Raw genomic sequence first — 22,188 nt, 5'->3', positions numbered from 1 at the left:
GCGAACGCGATTGAAAAAGAGAGACGAATTATACCCGTCGAATACTGACAACATGGGTTTGCAGGCGCGTCCGGCAGCGCGTCGGAAGGCATAGGCCGAAACATCGGACAACGGACGTCGTCAGTACCCGACACCGACAACTAGACGTGTAGACGGTTTCCTCAACCGATTGTCGCCGCGCGCCCGCTTTGCATTATGATGTGCGCGCGCTGCCGTCCGGCTCCCGACAGGCTCCGTGCAGCGCGCGAGGATCGCCGCCAGCGATCGCTTTTGCATGACACGCGGCACGACACTTTCGCATGGACGTCGGCGCCCCGTCGCTGGAGAATTCGTTGAAACCGTCATCGCCACGCTTGTCCCGCCGCACGTTCTCGATTGCCGCGGCCTCCGCTGTTCTCTCCGCCTGCGCGTCGACGGGCAGCAAGCCCGACACTGTCACGCCAACGCCCAACACCGCGTCCAACCCGCCGACGCCAACCGTCAAGCCAGAACGGCCGCTGCGCATCGGGCTCGCGCTCGGCGGCGGCGCCGCGCGCGGCTTTGCGCATATCGGCGTGATCAAGGCACTGGAGGCGCGCAACATCCAGATCGATCTGGTGTGCGGGACCAGCGCCGGGTCGGTGGTCGGGGCGCTGTATGCTTCGGGCCTGAACGGTTTCGCGCTCAACAAGCTCGCGCTGACGATGGACGAAGCGTCGATCAGCGACTGGGCGATGCCGTTTCGCACGCGCGGCCTTCTGCAAGGCGTAGCGCTCCAGAACTACCTGAACAAGACGCTCGACAATCGCCCGATCGAGAAAATGGCGAAGCCGCTCGGCGTCGTCGCAACGGATCTGAAAACGGGCCAGCCGATTCTTTTCCAGCGCGGCAACACGGGCATCGCGGTGCGCGCGTCGTCGAGCGTGCCGTCGGTGTTCGAGCCGGTGAAGATCGGCGGACATGAATACGTCGACGGCGGCCTCGTCAGCCCGGTGCCCGCGTCGTTCGCGCGCAAGATGGGCGCGGACTTCGTGATCGCCGTCGATATTTCCGCGCGGCCCGAAACAGCGCTTACCGAAAGCTCCTTCGACGTACTGATGCAGACGTTCACGATCATGGGTCAGACAATCAAGGCATACGAACTCGACAAATACGCCGATGTCGTGATCCGTCCGAATCTGAACGCGATGAGCGGCACCGACTTCGGACAACGCAATGCGGCGATTCTGGCGGGCGAAGAAGCCGCCGCGCGCATCGCGCCCGAACTGCTGCGCAAACTGGCGGCGGCGCGCGCAACGGCCTGACCGGCGGCGTCATACGCGAAAACGGACGCAGCAAAGCAAAAGGCCCGCTTCAGATGAAGCGGGCCTTTCGTTTGAAACCAGTCAACCAACGATCGTCTTAATTGTTGCCACCGATCGTCGCGCTCACGCGCTGGCGCAGCTCCTGCTGCTGCGGCACCGTCGATTCGATACGACGCGCGCCCGTGAAGCGCTTTTCCCAATAACCGTCATCCATGTCGTCGACGCGGATCGTGCTGCCCGTAGAAGGCGAATGCACGAACTTGTTGTCGCCGATGTAGATGCCGACGTGCGAGAACGTACGGCGCATCGTGTTGAAGAACACGAGGTCGCCCGGCTTCAGGTCGGAAACCCGAACCTTCTCGCCGACACGGCTCATTTCTTCCGCGCGGCGCGGCAGTGCCATGCCCAGCGTGTCCTGGAACACGTAACGCACGAACCCGCTGCAATCGAGGCCGGAATCCGGCGTATCGCCGCCCCAGCGGTAACGCACGCCGATCATGTTGAGGGCGCCGACCACCACATCACCCGCCTTGCCGGCCATGCCGGACAAAAACGAACGAGCGCCGCTCTCGGAATTCGAGGCAGCGCTTTGCGTGCTTTGTGTGGTGGAGGACACTGAACTCGACCCGGAAGAGGTCGAGAATGAGGCATTCTGGTTAAAGCTGCTTACTTCATCGGCGAAAGCGCCGGGAGCTGCGGCCATCAGTACGCCAATGAACATCCCGGCGACGACGCGCGTGCAAGCCTGGGTTAGGTTTTGGTGCTGCATTGGTCTGGTGGTTGGTTTTGGTTAGGGCTGGGTGCGGCGGTAGTTTTTGCCTGAAAATCAACAGGCTAGGAAAAAAGTTTGGTCGATACTAGCCAGTAAGTATTCCAATGTCAAAACAAATAGAAAAAAACAATGACTCGCCGCACCCAATTGGTGAATGTCAAGTCGTCAAGGCCGCTTTCAACAGCTTACGTGTGTAAGGATGGGTCGGTTCTGCAAAGATCCGCTCGACCTCGCCCGTCTCCACGATCGCCCCGTTTTGCATGACGGCAACGCGATGCGCCATGGCGCCGATCACGGCCAGATCGTGGCTGATGAACACGAATCCCAGGTTGTATTTACGTTGCAAACCCGCGAGCAGCTTCAGCACCTGCTGCTGGATCGAGACGTCCAGCGCGCTGGTCGGTTCGTCGAGAATCAGGATGCGCGGTTCCAGCACCAGCGCGCGCGCAATCGCGATGCGCTGCCGCTGTCCGCCGGAGAATTCGTGCGGGTAGCGATGCAGCGCCGTCCGGTCGATCCCCACTTCGCGCAGCACGCCAATCACCTTGTCGCGCCGTGCGTCGGCATTCAGTTGCGGCCGATGCAGCGCGAGCCCCTCGCCGACGATCCGCTCGATCGTCTGCCGAGGTGAAAGTGAACTAAAAGGATCCTGAAAGACGACCTGCATGTTCGAGCGCAGCGTGGTCTGCTCGCGTCCGCGATAACTGCGGAGCGCCCTGCCCTGAAAATCGATCGCGCCGTGCGAGGTTCTTTGCAGGCCGAGCAGGGCCATCGCGAGTGTCGATTTCCCCGACCCCGACTCGCCGACAATGCCGAGCGTTTCGCCCTGCCGCACCGACACCGTCGCGTCGTCGACCGCACGGAAGCGCCCCGACCGGAACCAGCCGGCCATGCCTGACAACTTCGTCCTGAAATCGACGCAGACGTCGCGCGCGTCGAGCAGCACGGGCGCGATCGGCAGCACGGGCACGACGGCGCGCTCCGGACGGCTTTGCAGCAGACGCTGCGTGTACGGATGCTGTGGCGACGCGAACAGCGTATCGACGGGGCCGCTCTCGACGAGCACGCCCTTCTCCATCACCGCGACCCGTTGCGCGAAGTGCCGCACGAGGTTCAGATCGTGCGTGATCAGCAGCACGGCCATGCCGCGCTTTTCGGCTTCCTCGCGTTGCAGTTCGAGCAGCAGCTCGACGATCTGCGCGCGGATCGTCACGTCGAGTGCGGTCGTCGGCTCGTCGGCGAGCAGCAGCCGTGGACGGCACGCGAGCGCCATCGCGATCATTGCGCGCTGTCGCTGGCCGCCCGACAACTGATGCGGATAACTGTTCACGCGCTTGCCCGGCTCCGTGATGCCCGTGCGGTCGAGCAGCGCAACGGCGCGCTTGCGCGCTTCGTTGGCACTCACGCCATCGTGCAGCACGATGGTTTCCGCGATCTGGTCGCCGATCGTGTACAGCGGATTGAGCGCTGTCATCGGCTCCTGAAAGATCATCGCGATAGCGGAGCCGCGCATCCCGCGCATTTCGCGCTCGCTCTTCGCGAGCAGATCTTCGCCGTCGAAGCGCACGACGCCGCTCGTCTGCGCGTCGTTCAACAGACGCAGGATCGACAGCGCCGTCACGCTCTTGCCGGAGCCCGATTCGCCGACCAGCGCGACGCGCTCGCCGCGGCCGATCGTGAGTGACACATCGTCGACGGCCACTGTGTCACCGAAGGTCACGCGCAGATGATCGAGTTCGAGCAGCGGCCCGTCGTGTTTCGTCGCGTTTGCGCTCACTGGTTGCCTCCCGCCTTCATCGCGTCGGAGATGCGCGTGTCGAGCGCGTTGCGCAGCGCGTCGCCCATGAACGTCAACAGCAGCAGCGTCACGACCAGCACGCCGAAAGTCCACATGGAGATCCACCACGCGTCGAGATTCGCCTTGCCTTGCGCGAGCAGTTCACCGAGGCTGGGCGTCGGCGGCGGCACGCCGAGGCCGAGAAAATCAAGGCTCGTCAGCGCGAGAATTGCGCCGCTCATCCGGAACGGCAGGAACGTGATGACGGGCGTCAGACTATTGGGCAACACATGTCGCCAGATGATCTGCCAGTTCGACAACCCCATGGCCCGCGCGGCGCGCACGTAGTCCTGTTGCCGGTTGCGCAGAAACTCGGCGCGCACGTAGTCGGCAAGGCCGATCCAGCCGAACAGCGACAACAGCACGATCAGCAGAATAAAGCCCGGCTCGAAGATCGACGCAAAGATGATCAGCAGATACAGCTCCGGCATCGCGCTCCAGATTTCGATCAGACGCTGCCCGAAGATGTCCGTCTTGCCGCCGAAGTAACCCTGCACGGCGCCCGCCAGCACGCCAAGCACGGTGCCGATGAAAGTCAGCACCAGCGCGAACTCCACCGACACGCGAAAGCCGTACACGAGACGCGCGAACAGGTCGCGGCCACGATCGTCGGTGCCTAGCCAGTTGTCGCGCGAAGGCGGCGCCGGATTCGGTCGCTTCGAAAAATAGTTGAGCGTGTCATAGTAGTAGCGGTTCAGCGGATAGATCACGAAGTTGCCCGGCGCGTCGAGGCGCTGCTTGACGTACGGATCGAGGTAATCGGCGGGCGTCGGAAAGTCGCCGCCGAAGGTCGTCTCCGCGTAGTCCTTCACGAGCGGGAAATAATAGTGGCCGTCGTAGCGCACGACGACCGGCTTGTCGTTCGACCACAGCGGCGCGGCAAGGCTCGCCGCAAACGCGACGACGAACACGATCAGGCTCCAGTAGCCCAGCCGCTGCTGCCGGAAACGCAGCCACACACGGCGCGCGGGCGACGGCGACACGAACGCGCGCACCGGCTGCGCGCGCGACACTTCGGCATCTGTACGAACGCGGCTCAAATCAGCGCTCCAGTTGTTCGAATTGAATGCGTGGATCGACCCACACATAGCAGAGATCGGAGACGAGCTTGGTCGCGAGCCCGATCAATGTGAAGAGATAGAGCGTGCCGAGCACGACGGGATAATCGCGCCGCACGACCGACTCATATGACAGCAGTCCGAGCCCGTCGAGCGAGAACAGCGTTTCGATCAGCAGGCTGCCCGTGAAAAACGCGCCGATGAACGCGGCCGGAAATCCGACGATCAACGGCAACAGCGCATTGCGGAACACGTGCTTCCACAGCACGCGCCGCTCGGACAGTCCTTTTGCGCGCGCGGTCAGCACGTACTGCTTGCGGATTTCGTCGAGGAAGGCGTTCTTGGTGAGCATCGTGACGACCGCGAAGCTGCCGACCACGGAGGCCACGATCGGCAGCGTGATGTGCCACAGGTAATCGAGAATCTTGCCGAAGAAGCTCAACTGGTCCCAGTTGTCGGATGTGAGATTGCGCAGCGGGAACAGCTGCAGGAACGAGCCGCCGCCGAACAGCACGAGCAGCAGCACGCCGAGCACAAAGCCAGGAATCGCGTAGCCGATCAGCACGACGAGGCTCGTCGCGACGTCGAAGCGCGAGCCGTTGCGCACCGCCTTCGCGATGCCGAGCGGCACCGATATCAGATACGTGAGGAAGAACGTCCACAGCCCGATGCTGATCGACACCGGCAGCTTCGACACGATCAGCGACCACACGCTTTGATGCCGGAAATAACTTTGTCCAAGGTCGAAGTGAGAGAAGCGCTTGAGCATCAGCCAGTAGCGTTCGAGCGGCGGTTTGTCGAAGCCATACAGTGCCTTGAGTTGCGCGATCTGCTGCGCATCGACGCCGCTGTGCGCGCGCAGCCCGAACGGCGTGCCGCCTTCGGCGGTACTGCGCCGCAGTTCGTGAACCGCCTGCTCGACGGGTCCGCCTGGCACGAACTGGATCACGACGAAAGTCAGCGTGAGGACGCCGATCAACGTAGGGATCATCAATAGCAGACGTTTGAGGATGTAGCTCCACATGGCGGCCGTCCAGAATCAAAAGTACATGATGGGGTACGCGATCAGCGCGCTCATTGCGGCGTGGCGAACCACCACATCGAGGTGATCCATCCTTCCGCCGTATAGTACAGCGGCAAGGTCGACGGCCACGCCATGCCGCGCTTGAACGCCACGCGATGCGTCGCGCTGTACCAGTGCGGGACCATGTAGTAGCCGTTAACCAGCACCCGATCGAGCGCGTGAGTGGCATCGACGAGTTGCTCGCGGGTCTGCGCGCCGACCAGCGCGCGCAGGATCGCATCGACGGCGGGCGATTTCAGCCCGATCAGGTTGCCCGAGCCCGGATCGCCCGCAGCCTTGCTGCCGAACCGGTCGATCATGTCCGCGCCCGGCACTTGCACGTCGGGAAAACGGATTGTGGTGACGTCGAAGTCGAACGCGTCGAGTCGCTTCTGATACACCGCGAAGTCCGCAGTACGCGTACGCGCATCGATACCGAGCTTCTTCAGATTGCGGATATAGGTGGCGTAGACCGGGTCGAACGTAGCCGACGAGCCCGAGTCGTCGAGTATCTCGAACGCGAACGGCTCGCCCTTCGCGTTGCGCAGCGCGCCATCGCGATACGTCCAGCCAGCCTGCGCGAGCAGCGCGCGCGCTTCGAGCAGATTCGCACGCAGCGAACCGGGCGGGTCCGTGTCGGGTTGCTTCGGCGGCACGCCGAACACGCCGGGCTCGAGTTGTGCGCGCCATGGCTCGAGCAGTTTCAGTTCGCCCGGCGACGGCAAGCCCTTGGCTTGCAGATCCGTATTGACGAAGTAGCTGTCGATCCGCTTGTACTGGCTGTAGAACAGTTGCCGGTTGAGCCACTGGAAGTCGAGCGCGAGATCGAGCGCCTTGCGCACGCGCACGTCCGAGAAAAGTGGCCGGCGCTGGTTCAGGATGAAGCCCTGCATCCCCGTGCCGTTATGTTGCGGAAACTCGCGCTTGATCAGCTCGCCGCTGTCGAACTTCTTGCCCACGTCGCGGCGCACCCAGTTGCGCGCGACGTACTCGACGAGCGCATCGTATTCGCCCGCCTTGAACGCTTCGAGACGCGCGGTGCCATCCGAATACAGCTTGTAGTTGATGCGCTCGAAGTTATACATGCCGACGCGCACGGGCAGCTTGTCGCCCCAGTACTTCGGGTCGCGCTTGTAGGTGATCGTGCGCCCGTTGTCGTAGCTCTCGATCAGATACGGCCCGCTGCCGAGCGGTTTTTCGAACGCAAGCTGATCAAACGCTGTGCGGCTGCCGTCCGGTTTCATGCCCCACTTGCGCGAGAACACAGGCATGCCACCCGCGAGCAACGGCAACTCGCGATCGTGCTGCTTGAATTCGAAACGCACCGTCGCCGGATCGACGATCACGACGCGCGTGATCTCCGCGAAATACGCGGCGAATTGCGGCGCGGCCTGCGGACTCTTCAAGGTATCGAACGAAAACTTCACGTCTTCGGCCGTGACGGGATCCCCGTTCGAAAAATGCGCGAGCGGATTGATGTGGAAAGTTGTGGACAGGCCGTCCGGCGCGACGGCGATGTCGTCGGCAAGCAGGCCGTAAGCGGACGCGACTTCGTCGGCGCTGCCCGTCGTCAGGCTCTCGAACAACAGGCCGATACCAGGCGCCGCGCTGCCGCGCATCGTGAACGGATTGAACTTGTCGAAGCTCGTCGAGCGGTCGGGATTCGCGAGCACCAGCGTACCGCCGCGCGGCGCGTCGGGATTGACGTAGTCGAAGTGCTTGAAGTCGGGCGGATACTTCGGATTGCCGTACTGCGCGATCGCATACGCGGCCTGTGCATGCTGCGCCGTCATGGGCGACAAGCCGATCAGCGAGCCGACGCACACGGCGATTACGGCGCGCGGCATCGCCTTGCAACGCACACGCAACAACGGACGCAACAGTGGACGAATCAGAGTGCGCCATCTCGGGCGCGGCGCTTCAACCCGTCGCGTGCCTGCGGTCATAGGTGCCTTGTTGGTCGGTGGGCAGTTGCAATGTGAGAGAATTCTACCCAAAATCCCGCGCGTTCCCGCACTCTGTCATCGCGGCGCACTGACCTCATTAGGAGAATCCATGGGCATCCTCGCTGGTAAACGAATCTTGCTGACGGGCCTGCTGTCGAACCGTTCGATCGCGTACGGTATCGCGCAAGCCTGCAAGCGCGAAGGCGCAGAACTCGCGTTCACGTATGTCGGCGACCGCTTCAAGGATCGCATCACCGAGTTCGCGAGCGAATTCGGCAGCAATCTGATCTTCCCGTGCGACGTCGCCGACGATGCGCAGATCGAAGCACTGTTCACTTCGCTGAAAGAACATTGGGACAGCCTCGACGGCCTCGTTCATTCGATCGGCTTCGCGCCGCGCGAAGCGATCGCCGGCGACTTCCTCGACGGCATGACGCGTGAAAATTTCCGCATTGCGCACGACATCTCCGCCTACAGCTTCCCCGCTCTCGCGAAGGCCGCGTTGCCGATGCTGTCGAACGACGCAGCGCTGCTCACGCTGTCGTACCTCGGCGCCGAAAAAGCGATCCCGAACTACAACACGATGGGCCTGGCAAAGGCATCGCTCGAAGCGAGCGTGCGTTATCTCGCCGTGTCGCTGGGCGGCAAGGGCATTCGCGTGAACGGCATTTCGGCAGGCCCGATCAAGACGCTCGCGGCAAGCGGCATCAAGGGCTTCGGCAAGATTCTGGATTTCGTCGAAGGCAATGCGCCGCTCAAGCGCAATGTCACGATCGAACAGGTCGGCAATGCAGCGGCATTCCTGATGTCGGACCTCGCTTCCGGCGTGACGGCTGAGATCATGCATGTCGATAGCGGCTTCAGCGCCGTGGTCGGTGGGATGGCCGCCGTCGCCGAGTAAGCGCACGCGCTTACTCGAATGCGCGCGTCGTTGCGCGTGCAACCAGAAAAAAACCGCCCCGAGGGGCGGTTTTTTGTTGGGCGCATGCGACGCAGCGCGGGATCAATGCCAGCCGTTGTGATGGCCGTTATCCCAGTGACCATGACCATGGCCATGATCGTAGCCGCCGTGATGACGATAGTAGTCGTCGCGGCCCCAGTAGCGGCGGCCATCCCAGTAACGATCGCCATGCCAGCCGATCACGATGGCGGGTCCAGCGACGACAGGCACCGGCTGATACGGCTGATACGGCTGATACACGACGGGCGGCGGAGGCGGCGGCGGCGGTGCATACACAGGCGCCGGCGCGACATAGACGGGAGCGGGAATACCGATGTTGACACCGACGTTCAGTCCCCCAGCCATCGCCGCACTCGACGCGCCGATCGCGAGCACGCCAGCGATCAGCGGGATAAGACGCGTGGACTTCATGGTTTCACCTTTCTTTGCGGGAGTTGTGTTTATCGACTGCTTGATTCGAATATAACAAAGCGACGCTTAACGCGTATTTCAACTTTGTAATAACTGATGCATAACTTCGCGTCGCAAAGCGCTTCGTAACGTCCTGTTACACGCGACAGCATTTGGTGATATGCCCAGCGTTTCCACTGTTGCGTACACGCACGTTTCGCGGGTTCTTTGCGATTCGCAAACCGCAGGCAGTTCGTTTGGTTATCCCAGGCAAAACGATATCCCGCATGAATCGCGTGAATGGCGCATTCATCGCGAACGCAATTCACCAATACCGATGTTTACGGGCCGTGGAATGAAAAGTTGAGTCTGAGCGGAGAAAATCACGAAGACACATGAAACAGGCGCGCAAAAAACAAAACCCCGCAGAGCCGCAGCTCTACGGGGTTCCACCGCCATTTCTGGCGGAGACGGAGGGATTCGAACCCTCGATCCAGGTTTTGGCCCAGATGCTCCCTTAGCAGGGGAGTGCCTTCGACCTCTCGGCCACGTCTCCCAAACTTTCGCTTGCGCCAGGGAGGCAGCGCAACGAAGCCAAGATAATAGCGGGTTACGAGGCAGCGGTCAATTTCTACTTCACACTTTTTGTGCCTGAAGTGTCGATCGAATGTCACTTCGGAATGTCACTTCCTTGACCTGTCCTTTTACCGCGCTTTATCGCACACAAGCTTTTACGCAGATGCCTGTCACCGAAGCAAACAGGTACTGCGTACACATCACGCCTGGTCGAGTTCGAATGCCTTATGCAGCGCGCGCACGGCGAGTTCCATGTACTTCTCGTCGATCAGCACCGAGATCTTGATTTCCGACGTGGAGATCATCTGGATATTGATACCCTCTTCCGACAGCGTGCGGAACATCTTGCTCGCGATGCCCACGTGCGAACGCATGCCGACGCCGACCACCGAGACCTTCGACACCTTCGGATCGCCCAGCACCTGTTCGGCATTCACGTGACCCTTGACCTGGTTCGTGAGGATCTCCATGGCGCGTTGGTAATCGCCGCGACCGACCGTGAACGTGAACGCCGTTTTGCCTTCGACGCTCTGGTTCTGGATGATCATGTCGACATCGATATTCGCATCGGCAACCGGGCCGAGGATCTGATATGCGATGCCCGGCTTGTCGGGCACACCCATCACGGCGATACGGGCTTCGTCACGCTGAAACGCGATTCCCGAGATGACTGCTTTTTCCATGGTTTCGTCTTCTTCAAAAGTAATCAGGGTGCCCGACTTCATTTCTTCGTCGAGCGACATCAGCGGATCGGTCAGGCTGGACAGCACGCGCGTCTTCACCTGATATTTGCCGGCGAATTCCACCGAGCGGATCTGCAGCACCTTCGAACCGAGGCTGGCCATTTCCAGCATTTCCTCGAACGTCACGCGATCCAGACGGCGCGCTTCTTCGACCACGCGCGGGTCCGTCGTGTAGACACCGTCGACGTCCGTGTAGATCAGGCATTCGTCCGCTTTCAGCGCCGCGGCCACCGCGACCGCCGACGTGTCCGAGCCGCCACGGCCGAGCGTCGTGATGTGGCCTTCGGGGTCGATGCCCTGGAAGCCCGTGATGACGACGACCTTGCCTTCGTCGAGATCGCGCAGCACGCGCTCGCCGTCGATGTCGCTGATACGCGCTTTCGTGAAGGCGCTATCCGTTTTGACGGGCACTTGCCAGCCGGTGTAGCTGACGGCATCGACGCCTGCGTCATGCAGCGCGATGGACAGCAGGCCGACGCTGACCTGCTCACCCGTCGACGCGATCATGTCGAGTTCGCGCGGGCTGGGCTGGGGCGAAATTTCTTTCGCGAGACCCAGCAGGCGGTTCGTTTCGCCGGACATCGCCGAAGGCACGACGACCATCTTGTGGCCTGCCTTGTGCCATTTCGCGACGCGCTTCGCGACGTTCTTGATGCGCTCGACCGAGCCCATCGATGTGCCGCCGTATTTATGTACGATGAGTGCCATTGTCGTTCTGAACTGAAGGGAAACTGATACGCCAACCGGCGCGCGCCGGGCGCGCTGGAGACGGCCGCACAAAGAAAGCACAGGGCACAACGTTCGGGAACGACGGCGCAGTGTGGGCGGCGCAGATGCAGCGTGCGTAGGGTACGCGCGGATTTGCCGGGTTTGCTTTTTCCGGCCCTGCCAAAACCTGCCGGTAAACAGGGCTGACGGACGCTAACGAGGTGGCTAACGGCTTGGAGCGCGCCCCGGACGTCCGCATAAGAACAGCCAGGTAACACGACAAAAAGCGAGTCGGGCAAACAAGTTACCCTACCTGATCGGCAATAAAAAGACAAGCCGCAATCCAGGCAAAAGCCGTTGCAAATGCTTGTCGTAGAAGGATTTGCGGCAATTGTTGCGCGTGGATGACAGTGGCTGTCCGGCCGGTCGGGCGTCGCCGGCGGACGATATGAACATCAGGCGAGCGTCAGATCCTCGCGCCAGTCGATCCTGATGTAACGCGCGCTCGCGTGTTGCGCCGGGTCGACGGGCGCGGCGTGGTTCACGCCGATCAGCGGCACGAACAGCAGTGCGCCGCCGGCGAAAAGCAACGGCACATCGCGCTTCCACGACGGCACGCCGCGCTCCTGAAAGAGATTCTTCAACGTGCGGCTCGGGCCGTTCGCAGCACAGCGCATCCGTTCGCCGCCGCGGCGCGAGCGTGCGACGAGCGGCGCGCGCGTGAGCGCATCGGCGGGAATCGCATCGGGCGCGTCGGCGCCCGCCTCGCTGAATACGAACGTGCCGCGCCACTGCGGCAAACGCCACACGCTCTGCCCTTGCCATACGAGCACGCTTTCGGCGCGTTCGACGAGTGCCGTTTCGTCGGCGGGATCGGCGCTGTCGCCGGCTTCCCAATAGACCTGGCCGCGATAGCTGCGCAACGCCTGGCCCGCGTGATCGACCCGCAAGCTGTGAGCGTCGCCGATCGCGCGCAACTGGCGCAGCGCATCCGTCAGACGCGCAGTCGATGCAGCCGTCAAGCCGAGCGTACGCATCCAGTAACGCAGCAGATTCGCCGCGCGATCGTCGTCGAGCGCGAGCAGCGCGTCGCGCGACAACGCGCCCTCCTCTTCGCCACGCGCCGTTTGCAGATCGATGCGCGCCAGCTCGTCGAGCAGACGCTGCGCCGAAGCCGCGTGCGCGGCCGTTCGGGCGAGCGCGTCGCGAAAGCCCGGAAAATGCACGGCGAGCGGCGGCAACACATCGTGACGCAGCGCGTTGCGCGCGTAGCGTGTGTCGTTGTTCGACTCATCGTCGATCCAGCGCAGATCGCGCCCGTGTGCGTATTGCTCCAGTTGCGCGCGCAGCAGATGCAGCAGCGGACGCACCCGCGCAACGGACGCGCCGGACGGCAGATATTCCGGCGCCATCGCCGCCAGGCCCGCAAGCCCGGCTCCGCGCAATAGTTGCAACAGCACGGTCTCCGCCTGATCGTCGGCATGCTGCGCAAGCCACAGCGTGCGCACGCGATGCTGCGAGCAAAGCGCATCGAGCGCGCGATAACGCGCGTCGCGCGCCGTGGCTTCGATGCTCAGACCGCCCGCGCGCGACACGTCGACATGCAGCGACGCAAACTCAATATCCCGTTCGCGCGCAAACGCGCCGCAATGGTCGAGCCATTCGTCGGCATTGGCGCTCAGTCCGTGATGAACATGCAACGCGATGCAGCGCGACGCACCACCGACACGCACTGCGGCGTCGAGCAGCACCGTCGAATCGACGCCGCCGCTAAACGCAATTGCGATGCGCGCATCGTCGGGCAAGGCCCCAAACGCAACGCCGACCGCATCGAGAACGAGGCGGTCGGCGGGAGTGTCAGCGGAGGGAGTCACGTTGTGATGGCGCTTGTCGTACGGAAGGCGCCTTCGGACGAGAGCGCAAGGCTTACGCGCCCGGCGTCGTTTCCTTGAACTTGCCGTAGGCCATCAGGCGTTCAAAGCGGCGTTGACGCAGATCGTTCGTGCTCATGCCCTGGAACTGGCGCAGCGAATCGGCGAGCGCACGGCGCAGCATGGCCGCCATACCCTTCGGATCGCGATGCGCGCCGCCGAGCGGCTCGTTGACGATCTTGTCGATCAGGTTCAGCGCCTTCAGGCGATGCGCGGTCAGACCCAGCGCTTCGGCTGCTTCGGGCGCCTTCGCAGCACTCTTCCACAGAATCGACGCGCAGCCTTCCGGCGAAATCACTGAGTACGTCGAGAATTGCAGCATCAGCACGCTATCGGCGACGGCGACAGCCAGCGCGCCGCCCGAACCGCCTTCACCGATGATCGTCGAGATGATGGGCGTCTTCAGCTCGGCCATCACGTACAGATTGCGGCCGATCGCTTCGGACTGGCCGCGCTCTTCCGCGCCGATACCGGGATACGCACCCGGCGTATCGATGAACGTGAAGAGCGGCAGGCCGAACTTCTCGGCAAGACGCATCAGACGTTCGGCCTTGCGATAGCCTTCGGGGCGCGGCATGCCGAAGTTGCGCAGCGCGCGCTCCTTCGTGTCGCGGCCCTTCTGATGACCGATCACCATGCATGGCTGGCCGTTGAAACGCGCAAGGCCGCCGACGATCGACAGGTCGTCCGCATACGAGCGGTCGCCATGCAGTTCGTGGAAATCGGTGAACAGTTCGTTGATGTAATCCTGCGAGTACGGACGCTGCGGATGACGCGCAATCTGCGAAACCTGCCATGGCGTCAGGTTCGTATACAGATCTTTCGTGAGCTGCTGGCTCTTCTTCGACAGCCGCTCGATCTCTTCCGAAATATCGACGGCCGAATCGTCCTGCACGAAGCGCAATTCTTCGATTTTCGCTTCGAGCTCCGCGATCGGCTGCTCGAAATCCAGAAAGGTGGTCTTCATTGGTTTTTAATCCTTCGACTTACCGGCAGCGCGTATTCTAACCGCGCGCGCCCATGTCAAAACCGTCTCGAATCTATCAATTTTAACAAATCGATAGACTCCGACGGTTTTTCCTTCTGCTTCAATGCCTGATTCAGCTGCCGGCCGGCGCCGGATCGAGGCTACGCCACATGTACCAGGTCGCAACCGTGCGCCACGGCTCCCAGTTTGCGGCAACTTCACGCGCTTCGCTGCGCGTCACCGGCTCACCGCTGAAATAGTTCTGGCTGATCGCGTGAATCAGATTCGGATCATCGAGCGGCAGCACGTCTGGACGCGACAGATCGAAAATCAGGAACATCTCAGCCGTCCAGCGGCTGATGCCGCGAATCTGCGTCAACTCGGCGATCACGTCCTCGTCTTCCATCGACGTCCACTTGCCGACGTGCAATGCACCCGAGACGAAGTGATGCGCGAGATCGAGAATGTACTCGGCCTTGCGTTTCGAGACTCCGCAGCTCATCAGACTGTCCTGCCCGAGCTTGATGATCTGTTGCGGCACGAGCTTCGGACAGGCGGCGACAATGCGCTGCCACATCGACTGCGCGGACACGACGGAAATCTGCTGGCCGACCACCGAGCGCGCCAGCGTGACGAACGGATCGGCGCGGCTCGACAGATGCACGGGGCCGAACTTCGGGATCAGCTTCTTCAGAATGCGGTCGCGCTTGACGAGATCGGCACAAGCCTTGTCCCAGTACGCCGGACGCGTAACGACGGACGACTGCGGATCGCCCTGCACAGTCTGCTCGCCTTCCGCCAACGACACAGCGGCGCGCGGCTTGCGCACCGTTTCGGCCTCATGGCTTTCGTATACGAGTTCCTGCGCATCGCCTGCGAGTTCCGCTGGCAGCGAGCCGTTGCCCTTCGCGTGCGCGGCCCGCGCGCGCGACGGCTTCACAACCGTTGCTTCGGGCAGGTCCGCGCCGTTGGGCAGGTGTCGGGACGACGCCGGCTTTGCGAGCGCGCCATGCGAACCCGTCGTTTTGCGCGGGCCATGCAGGGCCGCCTTGGCGCCTTTCGCCGACGCCGATTTCACTGCCACCTTCGCTGCGCCGCTTCGCGCCCGTACTGCCTTTACCTTAGCTGCCGCGTTTGATTGAGACGTGGCCCGTTTAGCCGGCGTCTTCGTGGCCGTTGCCATCCTGCCTCCTGCCTGGCGAGTCGATCAGAGGGAAGTACGAGGTGCGCTCACACGCGCCGCCACTCGGTCAACCCGCCCGGTTTGTCTTCGAGCGCAATACCGGCGTCCAGCAATTCCTTGCGGATCCGGTCTGCCTCGGCGTAGTCCTTTGCCTGCTTTGCGGCGACGCGCGCGGCGATCTTCGTTTCGATCGCTGCGACATCGAGCGCACCCTCGCTTTCGCTGCCCGCCGCCTGCTGCAGATAGACGCGCGGTTCGCGCCTGAGCAATCCGAGCACCAGCGCGAGACCGTGCAACTGACGCGCCAGCGCCGCATCGCGCGTGCGGTTCACTTCGCTCGCCAGCTCGAACAGCACCGACACGGCGACAGGCGTATTGAAGTCGTCGTTCATCGCCGCGCGAAAACGCTGCGCATGCGCTTCATTCCAGTCGATCTCACCCGCTCCCGGCGGCGTGTCCTTCAGTGCCGTGTACAGACGCGCAAGCGCGCTGCGCGCATCGTCGAGATGCGTGTCGCTGTAATTCAGCGGCGAACGGTAATGCGCGCGCGCAATGAAGAACCGCACGACTTCGGCATCGTACTTCGCGAGCACCTCGCGGATCGTGAAGAAGTTGCCGAGCGACTTCGACATCTTCTCATTGTCGATCTGCACGTAACCGTTGTGCATCCAATAATTAACGAAGGTTTGTCGGGTAGCGCCTTCACTTTGTGCGATTTCGTTTTCGTGGTGCGGAAACTGCAGATCCTGGCCGCCGCCATGAATGTCGAAATGCTCGCCGAGCAGCGTGCAGCCCATCGCCGAGCACTCGATGTGCCAGCCGGGACGGCCGCGCCCATACTTCGAATCCCAGCCGGTGTCGGCGGGCTCGTCGGGCTTCGATTGCTTCCACAGCACGAAGTCGAGCGGGTCCTGCTTCGCGTCGTTGGCGGCCACGCGCTCGCCCGCGCGCAGATCTTCGAGCGACTTGCCCGACAGCGCGCCATAGTTCGCGAACTTGCGCACCGCGTAGTTCACGTCGCCATCGGCGGCCTGATACGCGTAGCCGTTCTGCTCGAGCTTCTCGATCATGCCGAGCATCTGCGGAATGAAGTCCGTCGCGCGCGGCTCGAGATCGGGCCGCTCGATACCGAGCGCGTCCGCATCCTCATGCAGCGCCGCGATGAAGCGGTCCGTCAGCGCGCGGATCGACTCGCCGTTCTCGACTGCGCGGCGAATGATCTTGTCCTCGATGTCGGTGATGTTGCGCACGTAGGTGACCTTGTAGCCGAGCGTGCGCAGCCAGCGCTGCACGATGTCGAATACGACCATCACCCGCGCGTGGCCCACGTGACAGTAGTCGTACACCGTCATCCCGCAGACATACATACGCACTTCGCCTTCATGAAGCGGCACGAAATTTTGCTTGTCACGCGCGAGCGTGTTGTAGATGCGCAGAGATTCCATAGAGACGATGCGTGGGCCGAAAGAGATCCGCTTGGTCTTCGTTCATACCGCGCCCGATGAAAGCATGCAACTGCATGCACGAACACGGGCGGTGCGGCATGACTGACAGCCTGTCGCGCAACGGCGCGGGATCAGGCTGACGTCAAGGCGGAGACGACCACGAGTGGCGAAAAGACAGTCTGTGGTTCGACGGAACGCGCAGACCTTTTGTTAGAATGGGTCGGAGTATAACATCCCGACCTGAGCCTATGAAACACTCCAGCGGCCGCGCGCGAGGCGCCACGCCCCTCTTCGCGACGGCGCTCCGCTCGACGCTTCGCCCGATTTCCGGCGCGTCGTCCCGTACGGGTTCCCGTCCGGGTAGCCGTCCAGGTTTGCTCGCGGCCTTGAGCACGGCAGCGGGCGCGACCTGCTGCGGCCTCGCCCTCATGGTCCTGCCCGCCGCGCCCGCCTTCGCGCAGAAAACGCCGACCGTTGCGCACGGTCCAGCCGTGCGTGACGCGACGCCCGACGCCGACGCATCGATCCAGCAGAAGAACTGGACGGCCGCGCTCTCGCAACTCGATGCGCGCATCGCCGCGAATCCGCGCGACGCACAGGCCAAATTCAAGCGCGCCACCGTGCTCGCGCGCCTGAACCGCGACGACGAAGCGATCGCCGCATTCACCGAACTCACCGAGACATTCCCCGAACTGCCCGAACCGTACAACAACCTTGCTGCGCTCTACGCGAAGCAGGGCCGCTATACGGAAGCGCGCGCCGCGCTGGAAACGGCCGTCAAGGCGAGCCCCGGCTATGGCCTCGCGTATGAGAATCTCGGCGACCTGTATCTGCGCATGGCGGATCAGGCGTATCGCCGCGCACAAAGCCTGGGCGCAGGCAACGGCACGACAACCCAGCGTATCGCCGACATCGAGAAAATCGTCACCCCGCGCAAGACGCCCGTGAAGAAGACCAGCCAGCCGGCTGATACCGACTACACGAATCGCGCCATGCAGAACATTACCGAGACGCCGGGCTTCACGTTCGGCGGCCCAAACGGTTCGCTCGCGACGCCGCCGTACGTTGCACCATCGCAGTGAGCGCTGGCGCGCACGCTTTAGGGCAGCGCGCCTGCCGACGTTTTTCATCTGAGTTCACCCTGTTTTCACCCCGAGGATTTACATGAAATGGTTGATGTTGGCGCTCGGCAGCGCCGCCCTGATCGCGAACGCACCGGCTTTTGCGCAAAACGGATCACAGGCTGCGCATCCGTCCGTTCTCTTGAAGACGTCGGAAGGCGATATCCGCGTCGAGTTGTATCCTGAGAAAGCGCCGAAGACGGTTGCCAATTTCCTCGACTACGTGAAATCCGGTCAATATAACGGGACGATCTTCCATCGCGTGATTCCCGGCTTCATGGTTCAGGGCGGCGGCTACACGACGAGCTACGCGGAAAAACCGACCCGCGCGCCGATTCCGCTCGAAAGCCGCAACGGCCTGAAGAACATGACAGGCACGATCGCGATGGCGCGCACCAGCGACCCGAACTCGGCTACGGCACAATTCTTCATCAACACGGTCGACAATGCCGGCCTCGATTATCCGAATCCGGATGGCAATGGCTACGCGGTGTTCGGCAAGGTGACGTCGGGTATGGACGTCGTGAAGAAGATCGAGGGCACGCCGACCACGTCGCGCGGCCCGATGAGCGATGTGCCGCAAAAGCAGATCGTGCTCCAGTCGGCGACAATTGTCGGCAAATAAGTCGGCAAATAAGCCGGGAACAAAGATTGGCAACGAAGCGGCCGTGCAGGCCGCGAGAAGGCGCTCGATAGCACACGAGCAGACGACGCATTTGCAAACAGGGTGACGCGCGAGCGGCCGGCAACTCGATGCACTGCACGAAAGCCAGCGCTGCACCGGAACTAACCATGCCACGGGCGCAGGCCAATGGCCGCTCAGACGGCGATGCACCGCGCCCTCCACTCACCTAGACCCAAAGGAAATCATCATGGTTGAACTGCACACGAACCACGGCGTCATCAAGCTGGAACTGGACGCCGAGAAGGCGCCGAAGTCGGTTGAAAACTTCCTCGCCTACGTGAAGGCCGGCCACTACGACAACACGGTGTTCCACCGCGTGATCGACGGCTTCATGATCCAGGGCGGCGGTTTCGAGCCGGGCATGACGCAGAAGCCGACCAGCACGCCGATCGCCAACGAAGCGAACAACGGCCTGAAGAACGTGAAGGGTTCGGTCGCGATGGCGCGCACGAATGACCCGCACTCGGCGACCGCCCAGTTCTTCATCAACGTGAACGACAACGACTTCCTGAACCACTCGTCGCCGACGCCGCAAGGCTGGGGCTATGCGGTGTTCGGCAAGGTCGTCGAAGGCCTCGAAGTCGTCGACGCGATCCGCAAGGTGAAGACGGGCTCGAAGGGCTTCCACCAGGACGTGCCCGTCGACGACGTGATCATCGAAAAGGCCGTCGTCGTCGAGTAAGAGAATTACTCAAACGAACAGCCTATTCTTTAAGAAGCGCTGAGCAACTAGAGAAGCACACTTCCATGCTGCAAGAGACGCCGCTGCGAAGCGTCGCTGCGGGCGTGCCTGGCGAGGGCAAACGCCCGCACGCGGCGCGCCCGTTTTTCTTTATCGCTGACCTGCATCTGAGCGAGGCGATCCCACAGACGGTCGCCGCGTTCGAGCATTTCATCCGCGTGACGGCCGAGCATGCGGATTCCGTTTTTATTCTCGGCGACCTGTTCGAATACTGGATCGGCGACGACATGCTCGCCGAGCCCTTCCCCGCCCGTATGGCGGAGCTGATGCACACGCTCTCGGAGCGCGGCATCGCGCTATACATCATGCACGGCAATCGCGACTTCCTGCTGGGCAAGCGCTTCATGAAAGCGGCGGGCGCGATCTGGCTGCCCGATCCGTTCGTCATCACCGCGTTCGGGACAAAAATCGCGCTCACGCACGGCGACGCGCAATGCACGTCGGACCGCAAATATCAGCGCTTTCGTGGCTTCGCGCGTAACCATTTCGCGCAGTGGCTGTTTCTGGTGTGGCCGTATCGCTGGCGTAAAGCGTTGGCCGAGAAAATGCGTGCATCGAGCGAAGCGGGACGCCAACGCCCCGTGTCGCCGCGTTACGACGTGACGTCGGAAGGCATCGCCGCGCTCTTCAAGAAGACGAAGACAGCCACCATTATTCACGGCCATACCCACAGGCCGGCGCTGCACCATGAGAAAGGCGGCATGCGCTGGGTACTGCCCGATTGGGACCTCGACCACGGCGAGCGCCGCGGCGGTTATGTACGCATCGATTCCGAAGGGATCAAGGCGCTGCGGCTGGACAAGTAGTCGTTTTCACCCTTCGCCCCTCGCGCGCGCCCTTCAGTTTGGCGCCGCTTAGCGCGCCGCCACCTCGACCTTCCCGTCGATCGCCGCCGACAGACGGCGCAGATCCAGCAACGCCGCGTCCGCGCCATGCAGCGCTTCAAGACTTGCGCCGAGCCGTTCGAGCGCCGCGACGACTTCGTCGATGCGCTGCGATTGCGTCGACGCGTGATTGACCAGCCCATGAATGGCAAGCGAGACGGGATCGTCCGCATTCGGCGTGATGCCGTACGCGCAGAAGCCTGGGCGAGCCGTCGTCGCCTTGCCATCGGCGCCCGTGGATGCGGGAGCCGCTGCCACCGATGCCGTCGCCGGCATGATCACGCGCGCCGGATTGCCGACGGCCGTGCCGCCCGCCGGCACCGGCTTCACGACGACGGCGTTCGAGCCGATCTTCGCGTCGGCGCCGATCGTGAAGCCGCCGAGCACCTTCGCGCCCGCGCCGACGATCACGCCGCGCTCCAGTGTTGGATGGCGTTTCGCGCCGCGTGTGAGCGACGTGCCGCCGAGCGTGACACCCTGATAGATCGTGCAGTCGTCGCCGATTTCAGCCGTCTCGCCGATCACGACACCCATGCCGTGATCGATGAATACACGCCGCCCGATCGTCGCGCCCGGGTGGATCTCGATACCTGTCATGAAGCGGCCGAACTGCGACGCGAAGCGCGCAATCCAGCGGCGGTTCGCGCGCCAGCAAGCATGCGCGAAGCGGTGGAATATCAGCGCGTGCAAGCCCGGGTAACACGTGAGGACTTCCCAAGCGCTGCGGGCGGCGGGATCGCGCTCGCGGATCGTGGCGATGTCTTCGCGGAGTCTCGTGAACATGGCAGTGAGGCTGTCGTAGGGATTGATCGCCGCCGCGCATTGCGCGGGGAGCGGGCCGCCGGTGCGTGCGTTTTTGCGTCCGCTATTGCTTCCGCAGTCATGCGCATTCCAGCCGGCGAGCTTTGCTTATGACGTTTCGGGCCATTGTAGGGCGAATGCGCGAAACCTGCCGGAAGCCCACGCGGACGACAAGGTTTGAGCTTTCGCGGCCCGCGACAGCCGCAGCGCACATGGTTACGGCTGTCGTGGAATGCGCGCGCCGCTCAACGCTGGTCGCCGTCGCGCCCTTTCGCGTTCAGCAGAATGTGCTTCGCGATTCCGCGCACGATGTTGACCTCTTCGCGCTCGAGACCCGAGCGCGCGAAGAGCCGCCGCAAGCGCGACATCAGTTTTTTCGGGTTGCCGGGATCGAGAAAGTCGAGCGCGATCAGCGCGTTTTCCAGATGCACATACATGCGCTCGATTTCATCGCTCGGGGCGAGCGTGCCCGCGCCGCCCGCCAGCGATTCCGACCCGTCGCTGTCGACCAGATAGGCCATGCGTAACTCGTACGACAGAACTTGGATCGCCTGCGACAGATTCAGCGAGCTGTACGCGGGATTGGCCGGAATATGCGCGAGCGCGCTGCACCGCTCGACGTCCTCGTTAGACAGCCCCGTGCGCTCGTTGCCGAACACGAGCGCGATATCGCCATGCACGGCATGCTCGCGCGCCTGCATCGCAGCCGCGCGCGGCGCGAGCTGCGGCGGCCCGTACTCGCGGGCGCGAGCCGTCAGCGCCAACGACCAGTGCGCGCCCGACAGCGCATCGGCGAGCGTCGGCACGACATGGGCGGACGCAAGCACGTCGTCCGCGCCGCTGGCCATCGCGATCGCCTCCGGGTCGTTTTTCACGTCCGCCACGCGCGGCGACACGAGCACGAGCCGGGAAAAGCCCATGGTTTTCAGCGCGCGCGCCGCCGCGCCGACGTTGCCGGGATGACTCGGCTCGACGAGCACGAAACGCGTCGACGTGAAACCGCCGCCGATGCTGGAGTTGTCGGAAGCGGTACTGGAGGAAGGCGAAGCAGGCGTTTGAACCACGATGAGCTTTGGAGACAAGGAAACAGTA

19 protein-coding genes and 1 tRNA gene are annotated in these 22,188 nt (G+C 62.8%); 6 read left to right on the top strand and 14 right to left on the bottom strand.

The features are described from left to right. Nucleotides 1-299 precede the first annotated feature (299 nt). Complete coding sequence (locus C2L65_RS06090) at nucleotides 300-1,283, top strand: patatin-like phospholipase family protein (RefSeq protein WP_233446477.1); 984 nt, start codon at nucleotides 300-302, stop codon at nucleotides 1,281-1,283. 97 nt (nucleotides 1,284-1,380) lie between these two features. Here C2L65_RS06090 and C2L65_RS06085 read toward each other — a convergent pair whose 3' ends face one another. From C2L65_RS06085 to C2L65_RS06065, 5 genes are all read right to left on the bottom strand, one after another. Next, a complete protein-coding gene (locus C2L65_RS06085; protein ID WP_042307190.1) occupies nucleotides 1,381-2,052 on the bottom strand; it encodes a C40 family peptidase in 672 nt (223 codons plus the stop codon). Nucleotides 2,053-2,212: 160 nt separating this feature from the next. Beyond that, on the bottom strand, nucleotides 2,213-3,832 hold the full coding sequence (locus tag C2L65_RS06080) for an ABC transporter ATP-binding protein (RefSeq protein ID WP_042307188.1): 1,620 nt from the start codon (nucleotides 3,830-3,832) through the stop codon (nucleotides 2,213-2,215). Further along, nucleotides 3,829-4,980, bottom strand: a complete 1,152-nt coding sequence (locus C2L65_RS06075; RefSeq protein ID WP_397326899.1) for an ABC transporter permease — start codon at nucleotides 4,978-4,980, stop codon at nucleotides 3,829-3,831. The genes C2L65_RS06080 and C2L65_RS06075 overlap by 4 nt, the downstream gene beginning before the upstream one ends. Continuing rightward, nucleotides 4,934-5,974 carry a microcin C ABC transporter permease YejB gene (locus tag C2L65_RS06070; RefSeq protein ID WP_042307184.1) on the bottom strand — a complete coding sequence of 347 codons (1,041 nt, stop codon included), beginning with the start codon at nucleotides 5,972-5,974 and terminating at the stop codon, nucleotides 4,934-4,936. Before C2L65_RS06070 ends, C2L65_RS06075 begins: the two co-directional genes overlap by 47 nt. Before the next feature lie 50 nt (nucleotides 5,975-6,024). Then, nucleotides 6,025-7,959 carry an extracellular solute-binding protein gene (locus C2L65_RS06065; RefSeq protein ID WP_042307183.1) on the bottom strand — a complete coding sequence of 645 codons (1,935 nt, stop codon included), beginning with the start codon at nucleotides 7,957-7,959 and terminating at the stop codon, nucleotides 6,025-6,027. Nucleotides 7,960-8,068: 109 nt separating this feature from the next. Between C2L65_RS06065 and fabI the strand changes: the two genes are divergently transcribed. Continuing rightward, entirely contained in the window at nucleotides 8,069-8,860 is a 792-nt protein-coding gene (gene fabI, locus C2L65_RS06060; RefSeq protein WP_042307181.1) for an enoyl-ACP reductase FabI, read from the top strand. A 102-nt stretch (nucleotides 8,861-8,962) separates the two neighbouring features. Here the strand turns inward: fabI and C2L65_RS06055 are convergent, their stop codons facing one another. From C2L65_RS06055 to cysS, 7 genes are all read right to left on the bottom strand, one after another. Then, complete coding sequence (locus C2L65_RS06055) at nucleotides 8,963-9,331, bottom strand: hypothetical protein (protein ID WP_042307179.1); 369 nt, start codon at nucleotides 9,329-9,331, stop codon at nucleotides 8,963-8,965. A 441-nt stretch (nucleotides 9,332-9,772) separates the two neighbouring features. Beyond that, nucleotides 9,773-9,866 (bottom strand) — tRNA-Ser (locus tag C2L65_RS06050). Between the two features lie 220 nt (nucleotides 9,867-10,086). Next, nucleotides 10,087-11,337, bottom strand: a complete 1,251-nt coding sequence (locus C2L65_RS06045; RefSeq protein ID WP_042307177.1) for an aspartate kinase — start codon at nucleotides 11,335-11,337, stop codon at nucleotides 10,087-10,089. A gap of 455 nt (nucleotides 11,338-11,792) precedes the next feature. Continuing rightward, entirely contained in the window at nucleotides 11,793-13,211 is a 1,419-nt protein-coding gene (tilS, locus tag C2L65_RS06040; protein ID WP_042307176.1) for a tRNA lysidine(34) synthetase TilS, read from the bottom strand. 52 nt (nucleotides 13,212-13,263) lie between these two features. After that, complete coding sequence (locus C2L65_RS06035) at nucleotides 13,264-14,235, bottom strand: acetyl-CoA carboxylase carboxyltransferase subunit alpha (RefSeq protein WP_007580477.1); 972 nt, start codon at nucleotides 14,233-14,235, stop codon at nucleotides 13,264-13,266. A gap of 133 nt (nucleotides 14,236-14,368) precedes the next feature. Next, nucleotides 14,369-15,418, bottom strand: coding sequence for a DNA-3-methyladenine glycosylase family protein (locus tag C2L65_RS06030; protein ID WP_042307173.1), 1,050 nt, complete (start codon nucleotides 15,416-15,418; stop codon nucleotides 14,369-14,371). A 47-nt stretch (nucleotides 15,419-15,465) separates the two neighbouring features. Continuing rightward, a complete protein-coding gene (gene cysS / locus C2L65_RS06025; protein WP_042307172.1) occupies nucleotides 15,466-16,863 on the bottom strand; it encodes a cysteine--tRNA ligase in 1,398 nt (465 codons plus the stop codon). Between the two features lie 248 nt (nucleotides 16,864-17,111). Between cysS and C2L65_RS06020 the strand changes: the two genes are divergently transcribed. The 4 genes from C2L65_RS06020 (at nucleotide 17,112) to C2L65_RS06005 (ending at nucleotide 20,217) form a co-directional block, all read left to right on the top strand. Continuing rightward, nucleotides 17,112-17,945, top strand: coding sequence for a tetratricopeptide repeat protein (locus tag C2L65_RS06020; protein WP_042307170.1), 834 nt, complete (start codon nucleotides 17,112-17,114; stop codon nucleotides 17,943-17,945). An 82-nt stretch (nucleotides 17,946-18,027) separates the two neighbouring features. Further along, entirely contained in the window at nucleotides 18,028-18,609 is a 582-nt protein-coding gene (locus C2L65_RS06015) for a peptidylprolyl isomerase (RefSeq protein ID WP_035990737.1), read from the top strand. A 247-nt stretch (nucleotides 18,610-18,856) separates the two neighbouring features. Beyond that, a complete protein-coding gene (locus C2L65_RS06010) occupies nucleotides 18,857-19,351 on the top strand; it encodes a peptidylprolyl isomerase (RefSeq protein WP_042307168.1) in 495 nt (164 codons plus the stop codon). A 65-nt stretch (nucleotides 19,352-19,416) separates the two neighbouring features. Continuing rightward, nucleotides 19,417-20,217: a UDP-2,3-diacylglucosamine diphosphatase gene (locus C2L65_RS06005; protein WP_042307166.1), complete on the top strand. Its 801-nt coding sequence runs from the start codon at nucleotides 19,417-19,419 to the stop codon at nucleotides 20,215-20,217. Between the two features lie 48 nt (nucleotides 20,218-20,265). On the opposite strand, the gene cysE is transcribed toward C2L65_RS06005, so the two are convergent. After that, a complete protein-coding gene (cysE, locus tag C2L65_RS06000; protein WP_042307164.1) occupies nucleotides 20,266-21,078 on the bottom strand; it encodes a serine O-acetyltransferase in 813 nt (270 codons plus the stop codon). A 263-nt stretch (nucleotides 21,079-21,341) separates the two neighbouring features. Beyond that, nucleotides 21,342-22,160 carry an RNA methyltransferase gene (locus C2L65_RS05990; RefSeq protein WP_081920880.1) on the bottom strand — a complete coding sequence of 273 codons (819 nt, stop codon included), beginning with the start codon at nucleotides 22,158-22,160 and terminating at the stop codon, nucleotides 21,342-21,344. Nucleotides 22,161-22,188: the final 28 nt, after the last annotated feature.

The organism is Paraburkholderia terrae (genome assembly GCF_002902925.1).
In the GTDB taxonomy this organism is placed as follows: domain Bacteria; phylum Pseudomonadota; class Gammaproteobacteria; order Burkholderiales; family Burkholderiaceae; genus Paraburkholderia; species Paraburkholderia terrae.
This window is presented reverse-complemented; position numbering and strand designations above follow the sequence as displayed.